The sequence below is a fragment of the Microbacterium sp. Bi128 genome, assembly GCF_918698205.1.
In genome coordinates this window covers 1-15,742 of record NZ_CAKKMM010000059.1, presented here as the reverse complement: position 1 = coordinate 15,742, position 15,742 = coordinate 1, and the positions used below count along the sequence as shown (strand labels likewise).

Genomic DNA, 15,742 nt, shown 5'->3' with positions numbered 1-15,742 from the left:
AAGAGGGGCTGAACTCACCCATCTCGGGGTCGCCGTCGTCGATGTCGGCCGTCAAGGAGTCCTCGGGCAGCTCACCGTGCTGCGCCTTGAGCACGCGGCCGATGTAGAAGCCGATCATCGCGCTCATCAGGCCCATGAAGACCAGAGCGACCGTTCCGACCCACTCCACCCCGCCGTGGCTAATGATGTTCCACACCACGTAGACCGCGGCGATGAACATCGAGAAGGCGGTGAGGATCCACCAGAGGTTGACGTTGGTACGCATCGGTTACTTGACCTCTCCGGCAGCAGCGTCCACCACGGGCGCGTCGGGCGCATCCTTGGCCGGTCCCACACCGACCGGCACGCCGGCCTCGGGGTGGTTCAGGTCGAAGGCAGGACGCTCGCTGCGGATACGCGGGATCGACGTGAAGTTGTGACGCGGCGGCGGGCACGACGTGGCCCACTCGAGCGAAGCGCCGTACCCCCACGGGTCGTCGACGGTCACTCGAGGTGCCTTACGAGCCGTGATCCAGACGTTCAGCAGGAACGGGATCATCGAGGCGCCCAGGATCATCGATCCCACGGTCGAGAGCTGGTTGCCCCAGGTGAAGCCGTCGGCCGCGGCGTAGTCGGCGTAGCGGCGCACCATGCCGTCCACGCCCAGCCAGTGCTGGATGAGGAAGGTCATGTGGAATCCGACGAACAGCATCCAGAAGTGCACCATGCCCAGACGCTCGTTGAGCATCTTGCCGGTCCACTTCGGCCACCAGAAGTAGAAGCCCGCGAACATCGCGAACACCACGGTGCCGAAGACGACGTAGTGGAAGTGCGCCACGACGAAGTACGAGTCGGACAGGTGGAAGTCCAGCGGAGGCGACGCGAGGATGACGCCGGTGAGGCCACCGAAGACGAAGGACACCAGGAAGCCGAGCGCGAAGACCATGGGGGTCTCGAACGTGACCGAGCCTCGCCAGAGCGTTCCGATCCAGTTGAAGATCTTCACGCCGGTCGGAACCGCGATGAGCATCGTCATCAGAGCGAAGAACGGCAGGAGGACTCCGCCCGTGACGTACATGTGGTGTGCCCACACCGCGACGGAGAGCGCCGCGATGGCGATCGTCGCGTAGACGAGGGTCTTGTACCCGAAGATCGGCTTACGGCTGAACACCGGGAAGATCTCGGAGACGATGCCGAAGAACGGCAGCGCGATGATGTACACCTCGGGGTGACCGAAGAACCAGAACAGGTGCTGCCACAGCAGCACGCCACCGTTCTCGGGGTTGTAGATCTGAGCGCCGAGCACGCGGTCGGCGGCGGCGGCGAAGATCGCGGCGGCCAGGACCGGGAAGGCCAGGAGGATCAGGATGCTCGTGATGAGCGTGTTCCACGAGAAGATCGGCATCCGCCACATGGTCATGCCGGGCGCGCGCATCGTGAGAACAGTCGTGATGAAGTTCACGGCACCGAGAATCGTTCCGAATCCGCTGATGCCCAGGCCGAGCATCCAGAGGTTGCCTCCGACGCCGGGCGAGAAGCTCGCGTTGGCGAGCGGCTGATACGCGAACCATCCGAAGCCGGCGGCGCCCTGCGGGGTGAGGAACCCGGACACGGCGATCGTCGAGCCGAAGAGGAACAGCCAGAAGGCGAACGCGTTCAGACGCGGGAACGCCACGTCGGGAGCACCGATCTGCAGCGGCAGCAGCGCGTTGGCGAAACCGGCGAAGAGCGGCGTCGCGAACATGAGCAGCATGATCGTGCCGTGCATCGTGAACAGCTGGTTGTACTGCTCTTTGGTCGGGATGATCTGCATCCCGGGCTCGAACAGCTCGGCGCGGATGATGAGCGCCATCACACCGCCGAGCATGAAGAACAGCACCGAGGCGATGAGGTACATGTACCCGATCGTCTTGTGGTCGGTGGAGGTGATCCACTTGACGACCAGGTTGCCCTTCTGCTCCACACGGGTGCTGCTGAGGAGAGCGGCTTGACGCGGCGGGAGGGTCGTCGGGCGCGATGCGCCCTTCTCCTGGAGCGGAAGCGTCGTGGCCATGATCACTCGTTCCCTTCGGTGCCGGCCGTGCTGAGGTTCTGCAGGCGGGACAGATCACTGATGTCGCCGACGTCGCCGGCCGAGCGCAGGGAGTCGAGGTAGGCCTCGTACTCGCCCTCGCTGACGACCTTCACGTTGAACAGCATGGCGGAGTGGTATTCACCGCACAGCTCGGCGCACTTGCCCTCGTAGGTGCCCTCACGGGTCGGGGTGAACGACCAGTAGTTCTCCTTGCCGAGGTACATGTCCTTCTTGTAGAGGAAGTCGATGATCCAGAACGAGTGGATCACGTCGCGCGAACGCAGCTCGATCTGGACGGTCTTGTTGACCGGCAGGTACAGCGTCGGCACGTCCTGGAGGTCGTACCCGTCGCCGGTGGCCTTGGCCTGGACGCCCATGGAGTACACCGCGTCCGAGTTGTCTTCGCGCTCACCGTTGTACTGGAAGTCCCAGGCCCACTGCTTGCCGTACGCAGTGATCGACACGTCGGGGTTCTCGTACTGGGTCTCGAGCGTGTTCTGGTCGCGGGCGGTGAAGGCGAAGAAGCCCACCACGAGGATCAGCGGCACCACCGTGTAGAAGATCTCGACCGGCATGTTGTAGCGCAGCTGCACCGGCAGGCCCGACTGGCCCTTGCGACGCCGGTAGGCGATGACCGCCCACAGCATGAGGCCCCACGTGAGGACACCCACCACGAGCAGGACGATCCACGAGTTGACCCACAGACCGGCGACCATGTCGGTGTGGTTCGTCGCGGGTGTTCCGTCGTCGACGAATCCCGGGAGGAATCCGTGGAGCTGCGACGTGGTGCAGCCGGAGAGGAGGGCGACGGACGCGATCCCGACGGGGACAGCTGCCCAGCGAAGGCGACGTTTGGAGGGCACAGTGCACCTTTCCGGGTCGTGGATGTTGCTCTCGACAGTCTAGAGCAAGCTCTTACGGTTCTCTGGCCATTCGTCCAGCACCGAAGCATCGAAAACCCCCGGATTCCGCGGTGTGATCCGTGGTTTCCGGGGGTCGTCGAATCGGCGCCGAAGCGTCGTGGCCGGCGTCAGTGGAAGCTGTCGCCGCAGGCGCAGGAGCCCTGCGCGTTGGGGTTGTCGATCGTGAAGCCCTGCTCCGAGATCGTGTCCTTGAAGTCGATGTGCGCACCGTCGAGGTACGGAACGCTCATGTCGTCAATGATGACCTCGACGCCGTCGAAATCGACGACCTTGTCGCCGTCGAGATAGCGCTCGTCGAAGTAGAGCTGGTAGATGAGTCCGGAGCATCCGCCCGGCTGCACGGCGACGCGCAGACGGAGGTCGTCGCGTCCCTCCTGCGAGAGCAGGCTCTTCACCTTGTCGGCGGCGGCGTCGGTGAGGGCGACTCCGTGCTCGCGGGTGACGGCGTCGGACGACAGTGTCGTGTCGGTCATGGCGTGGCCCTTCGGGTCGTTCGGTCGCGGGGACGAGTCGATTCTACGCCCGCCTCGCCCCCGCGGCCTCGATCAGACGGTGCGGCGGTTCAGACGCTCCAGCAGCAGCGCCTCCGAGACCAGCGCGTTGCCGAAGGTCTCGAGGTGCAGGGACTCGTTCGGGCTGTGGGCCCGGGCGTGCGGATCCTCGACACCCGTGACGAGGATCTGCGCACCGGGGAACTCCCGGACGAGGTCGGCGATGAACGGGATCGATCCGCCGATTCCGACGTCGACGGCATCCACGCCGTACCCCTCGGCGAAGGCCTCGCGCGCATCCTCGACGGCCCATCCCCCGGTGTCCACCAGGAACGCGTCGCCGCAGTCGACGTCGCTGAACTCCAGCTGCGCACCGAAGGGCGCGTGGGCGCGCAAGTGCGTCTCCAGCGCGGCGAAGGCCTCCTGCGCCGACTGGCCGGGAGCCACACGGGCACTGAGGACGACGCGGGTCTGCGGAGCGAGGGTGTTCGACGCGGACTCGACGGGGGTGGCATCCCACCCGGTGATCGTGATCGACGGCTTGTTCCACAGGCGGCTGAGGATGCTGTCGCGTCCGATGGGCGACACCCCGTCGAGCAGGCCGGACTCGGCGCGCAGGGTCTCCTCGTCGTACGGCGGCGTGTCGGCGTCGCGCACGGCGAGACCTTCGACGGCGACCGCGCCGTCGTCGTCCCACAGCGTCGACAGGAGCTTCACGGTGGCGAGCATGGCATCCGGAACCGCGCCGCCCATCATTCCCGAGTGCGAGGCGTGGGCGAGGGTGCGGACCGTGAGGGTGAACCGCGCATTGCCGCGCAGCGACACCGTCAGCCCGGGCGTGCGCTCGTCCCAGTTGCCCGAGTCGGCCACGACGATGACATCGGAACGGAGCACGTCGGCGTGGTCGACGAGGAACTGCGCGAACGAGCGGGAACCGTACTCCTCTTCGCCCTCGATGAACACGGCGATGCCGAGGTCGAGGTCGTCGCCGAGCGTCTCGACCAGGGCACGGATCGCCCCCACGTGGACCATGATGCCCGCCTTGTCGTCCGCGGCCCCGCGCCCGTACAGCCGACCGTCCCGGACGGTGGGCTCGAACGGCGGCGACTCCCACAGGTCCTCGTCACCGGGCGGCTGCACGTCGTGGTGGGCGTACAGCAGCACCGTCGGACGGCCGTTGCGGGCCGGGCGGGATGCCAGGACGGCGGGCTGGCCGAGTTCGTCGGTGCCGGGGATCGCGGCGCGCGCGACCTCCACGCGCTCGAACACGCCCGTTCCGCGCATCAGATCGGCGACGGCGTCGGCGCTGCGCTGCACTTCGGCCTGGTCGAAAGCGGGCCAGGCGACGGACGGGATGCGCACGAGGGCGCCGAGATCGGCGAGGGCGGAGGGGATGCCGGCGGACGCGGTAGCGCGGACGGCATCCCGCCGGGACAGGTCGAGGGTCATGCGGGTAATCTTAAGTCTCCGATCCAGTGAGCTCTCGAGGTTATCCGTGGCCAAGTCCCCTGCCCCCGTCCCCAACGACACGCCCGTCGAGGCGGAGTCCACCGCTGCGGGGAAGGGGCGCGCGACGCCGTCTCGGGCCGAGCGGGAGGCCGCCCGCAAGCGTCCCCTGGTCCCCGACACCAAAGAAGCGAAGGCCCGCGCGCGCGCCGAACTCGCCGCCCAGCGCGAGAAGGCCCGCGTCGGCATGGCCGCCGGCGACGAGCGCTACCTGCCCGTGCGCGACAAGGGAGACCAGCGCCGATTCGCCCGTGACTTCGTCGACGCCGGCTGGCACCTCGGCGAGGGCGTGATGCCGTTCATGATCCTCGTCATCGTGCTCACGCTCGTGCCCAACGGCTTCTTCCAGTACTGGTCGTTCGTGGCGCTGTGGATCTTCATCCTCTTCGTCATCGGCGACATGATCATCACCTCGATCCGCGTCAAGCGCGCCGTGAAGGCGAAGTTCGGCGAGGGACGGGTCGAGAAGGGCCTCGGCTGGTACGCGTCGATGCGCACCGTGCAGATGCGCTTCATGCGACTGCCCAAGGCGCAGGTCAAGCGCGGCCAGTACCCCGCCTGATCCGATCCCTGTTCGCGGCGGCGTGTCCTTCGGGACGCGCCGCCGTTCTCATGCGCCCCGGCGCAGGCCGCGGTTGATCTGGCGCGCCCACAGCGGACCGCGGTAGAGGAACGCCGTGTAGCCCTGGACGAGCGTCGCCCCGTGGGCGAGACGTTCCCGCACGTCGTCCGCGGTCTCCACTCCCCCGGCCGAGATCACGACGAAATCCTGGGGCACGGCGGCGCGCACGAGGTCGAGGACCTCCAGCGCCCGTTCTTTCAACGGCGCCCCGGACAGCCCGCCAGCTCCGGCAGCCTCGACGGTGGACGCGGCGGTGCGAAGCCCCTCGCGGCCGATCGTGGTGTTCGTGGCGATGAGGCCGGAAAGCCCCAAGTCGACGGCGAGCCGCGCGATGTCCGCGACCTCGTCGTCGGAGAGGTCGGGCGCGATCTTGACCAGCAGCGGCGTCGTCCCGGCGGCCTCGAGCACCGCAGAGAGCAACGGACGCAGCGTCTCGACGGCCTGCAATCCCCGCAGACCGGGGGTGTTGGGAGAGGAGACGTTGACGACGAGATAATCCGCGAGCGGCGCCAGCAGACGGGCGCTGCGGACGTAGTCGGTCGTGGCGTCCTCGACGGCCACCGCCCGGCTCTTGCCGATGTTCACGCCCACGACGGGGCGGCGACGCGAACGCCGCAGTGCCTGCAGTCGACGGGCGGCGACAGCGGCGCCGTCGTTGTTGAAGCCCATGCGGTTGATCACCGCACGATCGGCGACGAGACGGAACAGGCGCGGCTTCGGGTTGCCCGGCTGCGGCAGCGCCGTGACCGTCCCCACCTCGACGTGCCCGAACCCGAGGGCACCCAGGCCTCGCACCATCGTGACGTTCTTGTCGAAGCCCGCGGCGACGCCGAACGGCGAATCGAACGTCAGCCCCAGGGCGCGCGCCCGCAACGACGGCGCCGGGGCGGTGAGCCGGCGGACCGCGGATGCCACGGGCACGACGCCCGCGACGCGGATCACCGCGGCACCCAGGTGATGGGCGAACTCAGGATCGAGGCGGCTCAGAACCGAGCGGAAGAGAAGGGGATACATCCCCGCCAGGCTACTGGACGTCGTCGGCCGGCTCCGGCGCGGCGGTCGCTCGCGCGGCGTGGTCCGCGCGCAACTGGGCGATCGCGGCGTCGAAGTCGTCGAGCGATTCGAAGGCCTGGTAGACGCTCGCGAACCGCAAGTAAGCGACCTCGTCGAGTTCCCGGAGAGGACCGAGGATCGACAATCCGATCTCGTTCGCCTCGATCTGCGAGGACCCGGTCTGACGGATCGCCTCCTCGACCTGCTGCGCGAGCATCGCGAGATCGGCATCCGTCACCGGTCGGCCCTGACACGCCTTCCGTACACCCGACATCACCTTTTCGCGGCTGAACGGTTCGACCACACCCGAGCGCTTGATGACGTTGAGGCTCGCGGTCTCGACCGTCGAGAAACGCCCGCCGCACTTCGGACACTGGCGACGGCGACGGATGCTGAGCCCGTCGTCGCTCGTGCGGGAGTCGATGACGCGAGAGTCCGGGTTTCGGCAGAACGGGCAGTGCATGAGGGACCCCGATCAGTCGGTGAATCGCGCCGTGACGGCCTCGCCGTGCGCGGGCAGCGCCTCGGCCTGGGCGAGGGTGACGATGGCCTCGTGCACCGCCGACAGCGCGGCCCGGTCGTACTCGACGACCTGTTGGGGCCGCAGGAACGTCGCCGCCGACAGCCCGGCCCCGTAACGGGCTTGACCCCCGGTGGGCAGGACGTGGTTGCTGCCGGCGAGGTAGTCGCCGAGGCTCACCGGCGTGTAGGGACCGACGAACACCGCACCGGCGTTGACGTAGTCCTCCGGCCGGGGATCGGACAGGTGCAGTTCGAGGTGCTCCGGTGCGTAGGCGTTGCTGAACGCCGTCGCCTGCGCGATGTCGTCAACGAGGACGATCGCGGACTGCGGTCCGTCGAACGCCGCGCGGACGCGCTCGGAGTGGCGGGTGGAGGTCACACGGGGTTCGAGCGCCGCGCGCACGGCATCCGCCAGAGCCGCATCGGCGGTGGCATCGGCGACGATGAGGATCTCGGTGGCTCCGGCCTCGGAGTCGATGCCCACGCGGCCGGCCACGGCGCGCTTCGCGGAGGCGACGAAGTTGTTGCCCGGACCGGTCACGACGTCGACCGGGTCCAGGCCGAGCGAGGAGACGCCGTGCGCGAAGGCGCCGATCGCTCCCGCGCCGCCCATGGCATAGACCTCGGTGACGCCGAGCAGCCGTGCGGCGGCCAGGATCACCGGGTGCACGCGTCCGCCGAACTCGGCCTGCGGCGGTGAGGCGAGCGCGACCTCACGGACTCCCGCGACCTGGGCGGGGACGACGTTCATCACGACGCTCGAGGGGTACACGGCCTTGCCGCCGGGGACGTAGAGGCCGACCCGGCGGACCGGCTGCCACCGCTGCGTGACGCGCGCTCCGGGGCCCAGCTCGGTGACGGACGGAGCGGGGACCTGCGCGGCGGACGCCGTCCGGACACGGCGAATGGCCTCGTCGAGCGCGGCCCGGATACCGGGTTCGAGGCCCGCGAGAGCCTCGTCCAGGTGCGCCGCGGGGACGGCGATCGCGTGGTCGCTGACGCGGTCGAACGTCGCTGCCTGCTCGCGCAACGCTTCCTCGCCCCGCTGCGCGACGTCGTCGACGATGCGGGCCGCGGTCGCGAGCGCTTCGTCACGGGCGGCATCGGCGCGGGGAACGGCGGCGAGGACCTCGGCGGGCGAGAGCACGCGGCCGCGCAGATCGATGGTGCGGAGCATTCCTCCAGGCTACCGGTCGAGGGGGAACCGCCCGCCCGCCGTCAGGCGCTTCCCCCTCACTGCTCAGCCGCGCGTCACGCCCGTCACGTCATGCAGATACCCGATGCGACCGTCGTCGTGCCGGATGACGAAGGTCTCGCCGCGGTCCTCGATCACGAGCGCCCACGCGGTGGGGCCGATGCGGAAGATCGGGAGGCCGTAATCGTCGACGATCTCGCGCTCATCGGGCGAGAGCGCCCAGAACGCCTGAGGATGCGGATGTCGCGGGGCGCTCTGGTGTTCGGCGGTGCGCTCCTCGTGGACCGGAGCGGCGCCCGCGGAGATCACGTCGGTGTCGTGGGTGTCGTCGTGGGTGGGCAGCACCGAGGTCGCCGGCGCGGACTCGGCGGAGTGCGGGAACTCCGTCGACCCGGTGTAGCTGCCGGGGGCGGGAGCGTCGGACGTGTCGGGGTTCTCGGACTCGTCGGCGGCGGGAGCCGGTGCAGTGCGCACCGGCCGCGGACGCGGAGGACGCGGGGCGACCGCGCGCACGGGGCGTGCGTTGCGGTGCGCGGGGGTCTCGGGCCGCTCCTGGAAGTCCTGCTCGAAGGGCGGGATGACGGGGGCGAAGACCGTGAGGACGACGCCCGCCAGGGTGAAGACCGCGCCGACCCAGACGACCCACGTCCGCGTCCACAGACCCGTCTCGATCGCCACCGAAACGGTGTCCCAGACCCACGAGGTCCACACGAGCGCCGCGACCGAGAACGCCACCGAGGCGAACTGGTCGATGCCGAGCGATCCGACCCGGCGGATCCCCTGCGGGGAGAGGCGTCGGAGGACGAGGAGCCCGACGGCGAGGGTCGGAAGGGCGACCGTGGGGATCCACCACAGCCCGGAGAGCCACACGTTGGAGCCGCCACCGAGGACGCGGACGTTGGCGGGGAGGTTGTTGGTCGGGAAGAACGACACGAGGAACGTGACGGCCCACAGGCCGAGCAGTGCGACCTCGCGCACCGAGAACGGCCCGACGCCGTACTGCGGCGCATCGCCAGCCGGGACGCCGTGCGCGTCGGCGTCCGGCAGCTCGGTGTGCGTGGCACGGCGCGCGTTCACGTGCGAGCGCGCGCCGACCTGGGCCCGCGCCGTGGCGTGATCGTCCGCGCCGGTGTCATCGGCGTCGGCCCCGGCGTTCGGGCCGTCCGGGCGGTCGACGGCGGAGCCGTGCCCCGCGGCTTCTTCGGTGGCGGCACCGGTCGCGCGCTCGTCACGCGGGGCGTCCGGGTGGTCGGAGGGCGCGTACCCCGCCGACTGCCGCAGGGAGTCGTCGTCCCCGGGCGCGCCTACGGGCTCGGCGTGCGGGTGGTCGTAGCGATCGGTCACGATGGTCCTTTCCCTCGGGCACCGGAGCGCCCGTCGTCAGTGTGAGAGTGGCCGCGCCGCCCCGGGAAACCCGGCGTCGACAACGCGTCGCGCATCTCAGCCCAGGCAGTTGGGCCCGAGCAGTCCCTTGAGCTCGCCGAAGAGATCGGCTGTCACGCGCACCGGCATCGGCACCTCGAAGACCTTGGCGGTCCCACCTTTGTGCAGCTTGAGAGTCACCTCCGTGTCACCGGCGTGCCGCTGCAGCATCTGCGCGAGCTCCCCCACCAGCGTCTCGTTGGCCCGCTGCTCGGGTACGACGAGCGTCAGGCCGCTCATCGCGTCGAAACCCTCGAGGTCGGGGGCGAAGGCCGACTGCGCGTGCAGATTGAGCCCGTCGTCGCGGCGCGAGACGCGTCCGCGGACGACGAGGATCGCGTCGCCCTGGAGGACCGGGGCGAACTCGGCGTAGGTCTTGCCCATGAACATCACGGTCACCTCGCCGTTGAAGTCCTCGACGGTGACCATGCCGTACGGGTTGCCGCTCTGCTTCGCGACGCGGTGCTGCACGCTCGTGAGGAGTCCCGCGACCGTGACCTGGTCGCCGTCCTGGACATCGTCGGAAGCCAGCAGATCGTGGATCGACGTGGACGCGTGCTTCGCCAGCGGCACCTCGAGTCCGGCGAGGGGATGGTCGGAGACGTAGAGACCGAGCATCTCGCGCTCGAACGCCAGTTTGTCCTTCTTCGTCCACTCGGGGCGCTCGGGTACCTTGACCACCTGCTGCGGCTCGTCCCACAGCGAGTCGAAGTCGAAGCCGACCTCGCCGTTGGCCTCGCGGCGCTTGTCGAGCACCGCGCCCTCGCAGGCGTCCTCGTGGATCTCCACGAGCGCGCGCCGCGTCGACCCCAGCGAGTCGAAGGCCCCGGCCTTGATGAGCGACTCGACCGTGCGCTTGTTCGCGACGTGCAGCGGAACCTTCGACAGGAAGTCGTGGAAGGACGTGTACTTCGCCTGCTGGCGCGCCGCGACGATCCCGTCGACCACGTTGGTACCCACGTTGCGCACGGCACCGAGGCCGAAACGGATGTCTTCGCCGACGGCGGCGAAGTAGCGGATCGACTCGTTGACGTCGGGCGGCAGCACCTTGATGCCCATGCGACGGCATTCGTTGAGGTAGACCGCCATCTTGTCCTTCGAGTCGCCGACGCTCGTCAGGAGCGCCGCCATGTACTCGGCGGGATAGTGCGCCTTGAGGTAGGCGGTCCAGTACGACACGAGCCCGTACGCGGCGGTGTGCGCCTTGTTGAAGGCGTAGTCGGCGAAGGACTCGAGCACCTTCCAGAGCGTCTGCTGCGCGACGTCGCCGAAGCCGCGCTCGGTCATGCCGCCGAAGAAGATCTCTTTCTGCTTGTCGAGCTCGCTCTTCTTCTTCTTGCCCATCGCGCGACGCAGCAGGTCGGCCTGACCGAGCGTGTACCCCGCGACGCGCTGCGCCACGGCCATCACCTGCTCCTGATACACGATCAGGCCGTAGGTGGTGTCGAGGATGTCGGCCAGCGGCTCTTCGAGCTCGGGGTGGATCGGCTCGATCTCTTGCTGCTTGTTCTTGCGCAGCGCGTAGTTGATGTGCGAGTTCACGCCCATGGGGCCCGGGCGGTAGAGCGCGAGGACGGCCGAGATGTCCTCGAAGTTGTCGGGGCGCATGAGCCGCAGCAGCGAGCGCATCGGCCCGCCGTCGAGCTGGAACACCCCGAGGGTGTCGCCGCGGGCGAGCAGCTCGTACGATGCCGCGTCGTCGAGCGCGAGGTCTTCCAGCACGAGCGGATGGCCGCGGTTGGCCTCGATGTTGTCGAGCGCGTCGTTGATGATCGTGAGGTTGCGCAACCCCAGGAAGTCCATCTTGATCAGGCCGAGCGACTCGCACGCGGGGTAGTCGAACTGCGTGACGATCTGGCCGTCCTGCTCCCGGCGCATGATCGGGATGATGTCGATCAACGGCTCGCTCGACATGATGACGCCGGCCGCGTGCACGCCCCACTGGCGCTTCAGGTTCTCGAGCCCGAGGGCGGTGTCGAAGACCGTCTTGGCCTCGGCATCCGTCTCGATGAGCGTGCGGAACTCGCTCGCCTCTTTGTAGCGGGGGTGCTCGGGGTTGAACATGCCGTCGAGCGGCATGTCCTTGCCCATAACCGCGGGGGGCATGGCCTTGGTGAGCTTGTCGCCCATGCTGAACGGGAAGCCGAGCACGCGCCCGGCGTCCTTCAGGGCCTGCTTGGCCTTGATCGTGCCGTACGTCACGATCTGCGCCACGCGCTCGTCGCCGTACTTCTCGGTGACGTACTGGATCACTTCGCCACGGCGACGGTCGTCGAAGTCGACGTCGAAGTCGGGCATCGAGACGCGGTCGGGGTTGAGGAAGCGCTCGAAGATCAGGCCGTGCTGGAGCGGGTCGAGGTCGGTGATCTTCATGGCGTACGCGACCATGGATCCGGCACCCGAACCACGGCCGGGACCGACCCGGATGCCGTGGTCCTTGGCCCAGTTGATGAAGTCGGCGACGACGAGGAAGTAGCCCGGGAACCCCATCTGCAGGATGACGCCGGTCTCGTACTCGGCCTGCTTCCGCACGGCATCCGGGATGCCGTCGGGGTAGCGGTCGCCGAGGCCTTTCTCGACCTCTTTGATCATCCAGCTGTCTTCGGTCTCGCCGTCGGGCACCGGGAAGCGCGGCATGTAGTTGGCCGAGGTGTTGAACTCCACATCGCAGCGCTCGGCGATGAGGAGGGTGTTGTCGCACGCCTCGGGGTTGTCGCGGAAGACCTGTCGCATCTCGGCGGCCGACTTGACGTAGTAGCCGTCGCCGTCGAACTTGAAGCGCTTGGGGTCGTCGAGCGTCGACCCGGACTGCACGCAGAGCAGCGCCGCGTGGCTCGTCGCGTCGTGCTGGTGGGTGTAGTGCAGGTCGTTCGTGCCGAGGAGCGGGATGCCGAGATCCTTCGAGATCTTCAGCAGATCGCCCATGACGCGCCGTTCGATCGACAGACCGGGGTCCATGATCTCGGCGAAGTAGTTCTCTCTGCCGAAGATGTCCTGGAACTCGGCGGCCGCCGCGCGCGCCGCGTCGTACTGCCCCAGCCGCAGGCGCGTCTGCACCTCGCCCGACGGGCACCCGGTGGTCGCGATGAGGCCCTTGCTGTAGGTCTGCAGGATCTCTCGGTCCATGCGCGGCTTGAAGTAGTAGCCCTCCATGCTCGCCCGGGACGACAGCCGGAAGAGGTTGTGCATGCCCTCGGTCGTCTCGGACAGCAACGTCATGTGCGTGTACGCGCCCGAACCCGAGACGTCGTCGCTCTGCTGCTCGGGGGTGCCCCAGCGCACGCGCGACTTGTCGGACCGGTGGGTTCCGGGCGTGACGTAGGCCTCGATGCCGATGATCGGCTTGATCCCGGCGTCTTTCGCCGTCTTGTAGAACTCGTACGCGGCGAACGTGTTGCCGTGGTCGGTCACCGCGATCGCGGGCATGCCCAGCTTGACGGCCTCTTGAACCATCGGCCCGATGCGCGCGGCCCCGTCGAGCATCGAGTACTCGCTGTGCACGTGAAGGTGAACGAAGGAGTCTGCTGCCACTCGTCGAGTGTACGTTCCCCCTCAGACATCGGCCCGGGTTAGCGTGGGCGCGTGCCCACTCCCGACTTCATCCTGGATCTGCGCCGCCACGTCGGCACCCGCCCCCTGCCGCTCGTCGGCGTGACCGCCGTGATCCTGCGCGGCGACGATCTGCTGCTCGGCCGCCGCAGCGATGACGGCCGCCTGACGCCGATCACCGGCATCGTGGACCCGGGCGAAGAACCCGCGGATGCCTCCGCACGCGAGGCCGAGGAGGAGGCGGGGGTGCGCATCCGCGTCGACCGCCTCGCCTGGGTGCACCAGATCCCCCGTGTCACCTACGCCAACGGCGACCAGAGCGACTACCTCGACCTCACGTTCTCGTGCACGTGGATCGAAGGCGAGCCCGAGCCGGTCGACGGCGAGATGACCGAGGTCGGATGGCATCCGGTCTCCACCCTCGAGGAGATCCTGGATGCCGATATGGCGGCGCGCGTGCGGGCAGCCCTCACCGCGGGACCGACGCGGTTCGAGGGCGGCCGCTGATCCGACGCCCCGGGGGCGTCAGACGCCGTCGCGCAGGACGTCGAGCGCGTGTTGCAGGTCGGCCGGGTACGGCGAATCGAAGCTCGCCCACTCCCCCGTCGCCGGGTGCGCGAAGGCGAGCCGGTGCGCGTGCAGCCACTGCCGCGTGAGTCCGAGACGCGCCGAAAGGGTGGGGTCCGCGCCGTAGAGCGGGTCGCCGGCGCACGGGTGCCGGTGCGCGGCCATGTGCACGCGGATCTGGTGCGTCCGGCCGGTCTCGAGGTGGATCTCCAGGAGCGACGCCCGGGGGAAGGCCTCGAGGGTCTCGTAGTGGGTGACCGAGTCCTTGCCGTCGGGCGTGACCGCGAACTTCCACGAGTGGTGCGGATGCCGCCCGATCGGCGCGTCGATCGTGCCGGCGAGCGGGTCGGGGTGTCCCTGCACGACGGCGTGGTAGATCTTGTCGACCGTGCGGTCCTTGAACGCCGCCTTGAGCACCGTGTAGGCCCGCTCGGTCTTGGCCACGACCATGAGACCGCTCGTGCCCACGTCGAGGCGGTGGACGACGCCGCGCCGTTCGGCCGCACCGCTGGTGGCGATGCGGAAGCCGGCGGCGGCGAGGGCCCCGAGGACGGTCGGCCCCTCCCACCCCACGGAGGGGTGGGCGGCGACGCCGGACGGCTTGTCGACCACGACGATGTCGTCGTCGTCCCACACGATGCCGAGATCGGGCACGGCCACCGGCACGATCTCGGGATCGCGCTTGGGCTCCCACTCGACGCTCAACCACGTGTCGGCCCGCAGGCGATCCGAACGGCCGACGGTGCGCCCGTCGACGGTCACGCCGCCGGCGTCGGCGACGTCGGCGGCGAATGTCCGCGAGAAACCGAGCAGCTTGGCCAACGCCTGATCGACGCGCGCCCCGTCGAGCCCGTCGGGGACGGGGAGACTCCGGGAGTCCATGTCAGCGGGCACCCTGCTCGCCGGGGGCCTCGACCGCGCCCTCGGCCGCAGGTTCGGCCGCGGACGCCTCACGCGAGGCGCGCGTCTCGCGCGTGCCGTCCAGCCGCAGACCGAAGAGGACGAGGAGAGCCACCGAGATCATCATCGAGACGATGAAGATGTCGGCGACGTTGTAGATCGCGGGCATCATCCACGGCGTCGAGATGAAATCGACGACGTGCCCGACCGGGAAGCCGGGGGCGCGCAGAAGGCGATCGGTGAGGTTGCCGAGCACGCCGCCGAGGAGCAGCCCCAGCACGACGGCCCACAGACGCGAGCGCACCCGGGTGGCGGCGAGGAACACGATGATGCCGGCGACGACCGCCAGCGCGATCGTGAAGATCCACGTGACGCCCTCACCGAGCGAGAACGCCGCGCCCGGATTGCGCACGAGATAGAACTGCAGGGCCTCGCCGATGACGGGGACGACGCGCTCGGGCGGAAGGTTCTCGATGGCGACCGTCTTCGCCAACTGGTCGGCGGCCAGCACCATCGCCGCGAGAATCGCGACAAGGGCGCCGGCCGCCGCCGAACGCAGAGGAGATCGACTGCGCAAAGAGTCGGCCTACAGACCGATCGCCGAGACGGGCGTCGAGCCCGACGACGAACCGGCGGTGTCGAGGTCGCGGAGCTGACCCTCGATGTAGGAACGCAGCTGCGAGCGGTAGTCGCGCTCGAAGTTGCGCAGCTCGGTGATGCGACCCTCGAGCGTGGTGCGCTCCTTCTCGAGACGGGCACGCTCTTCACGGCCCTGCTTCTCGGCCTCGGCCACGATCGACGCGGCCTGGGCCTGAGCCTCGGAGACGAGCTGGTCGCGCTGGGCCTTGCCCTCGGCGACGTGCTCGTCGTGCAGGCGCTGGGCCAGCTCGATGATGCCGGCGCTCTGCGCGGCGGGGGCGGCGTCGGACTCGACCGCGG

The 15,742-nt window shown here is 69.0% G+C and carries 14 protein-coding genes and 1 pseudogene; 2 read left to right on the top strand and 13 right to left on the bottom strand.

Annotation, left to right across the window (positions count from 1 at the left end; translation table 11 throughout):
- The 5 genes from LQV45_RS07200 to LQV45_RS07180 form a co-directional block, all read right to left on the bottom strand.
- Window positions 1–265, bottom strand: a 265-nt coding sequence (locus LQV45_RS07200; RefSeq protein ID WP_230006408.1) for a cytochrome c oxidase subunit 4, incomplete at its 3' end; no start/stop codon positions are given.
- Window positions 266–268: 3 nt separating this feature from the next.
- A complete protein-coding gene (gene ctaD, locus LQV45_RS07195) occupies window positions 269–2,032 on the bottom strand; it encodes a cytochrome c oxidase subunit I (protein WP_138172528.1) in 1,764 nt (587 codons plus the stop codon).
- A gap of 2 nt (window positions 2,033–2,034) precedes the next feature.
- Window positions 2,035–2,916, bottom strand: coding sequence for a cytochrome c oxidase subunit II (gene coxB, locus LQV45_RS07190; RefSeq protein WP_230006407.1), 882 nt, complete (start codon window positions 2,914–2,916; stop codon window positions 2,035–2,037).
- A gap of 167 nt (window positions 2,917–3,083) precedes the next feature.
- Window positions 3,084–3,449 carry an iron-sulfur cluster insertion protein ErpA gene (erpA, locus tag LQV45_RS07185; protein WP_138172530.1) on the bottom strand — a complete coding sequence of 122 codons (366 nt, stop codon included), beginning with the start codon at window positions 3,447–3,449 and terminating at the stop codon, window positions 3,084–3,086.
- A gap of 72 nt (window positions 3,450–3,521) precedes the next feature.
- Window positions 3,522–4,916 (bottom strand): dipeptidase, encoded by a 1,395-nt coding sequence (locus LQV45_RS07180; protein WP_230006406.1) that lies wholly within the window; start codon window positions 4,914–4,916, stop codon window positions 3,522–3,524.
- A gap of 46 nt (window positions 4,917–4,962) precedes the next feature.
- Between LQV45_RS07180 and LQV45_RS07175 the strand changes: the two genes are divergently transcribed.
- The gene (locus LQV45_RS07175; RefSeq protein WP_230006405.1) at window positions 4,963–5,535 is read left to right on the top strand and encodes a DUF3043 domain-containing protein; all 573 of its coding nucleotides are present in this window, start codon (window positions 4,963–4,965) and stop codon (window positions 5,533–5,535) included.
- 48 nt (window positions 5,536–5,583) lie between these two features.
- On the opposite strand, the gene LQV45_RS07170 is transcribed toward LQV45_RS07175, so the two are convergent.
- From LQV45_RS07170 to dnaE, 5 genes are all read right to left on the bottom strand, one after another.
- On the bottom strand, window positions 5,584–6,609 hold the full coding sequence (locus tag LQV45_RS07170; protein WP_230006404.1) for a quinone-dependent dihydroorotate dehydrogenase: 1,026 nt from the start codon (window positions 6,607–6,609) through the stop codon (window positions 5,584–5,586).
- Between the two features lie 10 nt (window positions 6,610–6,619).
- Window positions 6,620–7,111: a transcriptional regulator NrdR gene (nrdR, locus tag LQV45_RS07165; RefSeq protein ID WP_230006403.1), complete on the bottom strand. Its 492-nt coding sequence runs from the start codon at window positions 7,109–7,111 to the stop codon at window positions 6,620–6,622.
- A gap of 12 nt (window positions 7,112–7,123) precedes the next feature.
- The gene (locus LQV45_RS07160; protein WP_230006402.1) at window positions 7,124–8,347 is read right to left on the bottom strand and encodes a histidinol dehydrogenase; all 1,224 of its coding nucleotides are present in this window, start codon (window positions 8,345–8,347) and stop codon (window positions 7,124–7,126) included.
- A 63-nt stretch (window positions 8,348–8,410) separates the two neighbouring features.
- Window positions 8,411–9,709 carry a hypothetical protein gene (locus LQV45_RS07155; RefSeq protein WP_230006401.1) on the bottom strand — a complete coding sequence of 433 codons (1,299 nt, stop codon included), beginning with the start codon at window positions 9,707–9,709 and terminating at the stop codon, window positions 8,411–8,413.
- A 96-nt stretch (window positions 9,710–9,805) separates the two neighbouring features.
- Window positions 9,806–13,270 carry a DNA polymerase III subunit alpha gene (gene dnaE, locus LQV45_RS07150; RefSeq protein ID WP_230006409.1) on the bottom strand — a complete coding sequence of 1,155 codons (3,465 nt, stop codon included), beginning with the start codon at window positions 13,268–13,270 and terminating at the stop codon, window positions 9,806–9,808.
- Between the two features lie 99 nt (window positions 13,271–13,369).
- Here dnaE and LQV45_RS07145 point away from each other — a divergent pair, with 99 nt between their 5' ends.
- Window positions 13,370–13,843, top strand: coding sequence for an NUDIX domain-containing protein (locus LQV45_RS07145; protein WP_230006400.1), 474 nt, complete (start codon window positions 13,370–13,372; stop codon window positions 13,841–13,843).
- Between the two features lie 18 nt (window positions 13,844–13,861).
- Here LQV45_RS07145 and LQV45_RS07140 read toward each other — a convergent pair whose 3' ends face one another.
- From LQV45_RS07140 to LQV45_RS07130, 3 genes and pseudogenes are all read right to left on the bottom strand, one after another.
- Window positions 13,862–14,785, bottom strand: coding sequence for an RluA family pseudouridine synthase (locus LQV45_RS07140; protein WP_230006399.1), 924 nt, complete (start codon window positions 14,783–14,785; stop codon window positions 13,862–13,864).
- A gap of 1 nt (window position 14,786) precedes the next feature.
- The gene (lspA, locus tag LQV45_RS07135; RefSeq protein WP_230006398.1) at window positions 14,787–15,317 is read right to left on the bottom strand and encodes a signal peptidase II; all 531 of its coding nucleotides are present in this window, start codon (window positions 15,315–15,317) and stop codon (window positions 14,787–14,789) included.
- Between the two features lie 72 nt (window positions 15,318–15,389).
- Window positions 15,390–15,742 (bottom strand): annotated as a pseudogene (locus tag LQV45_RS07130) (cell division protein); the annotation flags it as partial.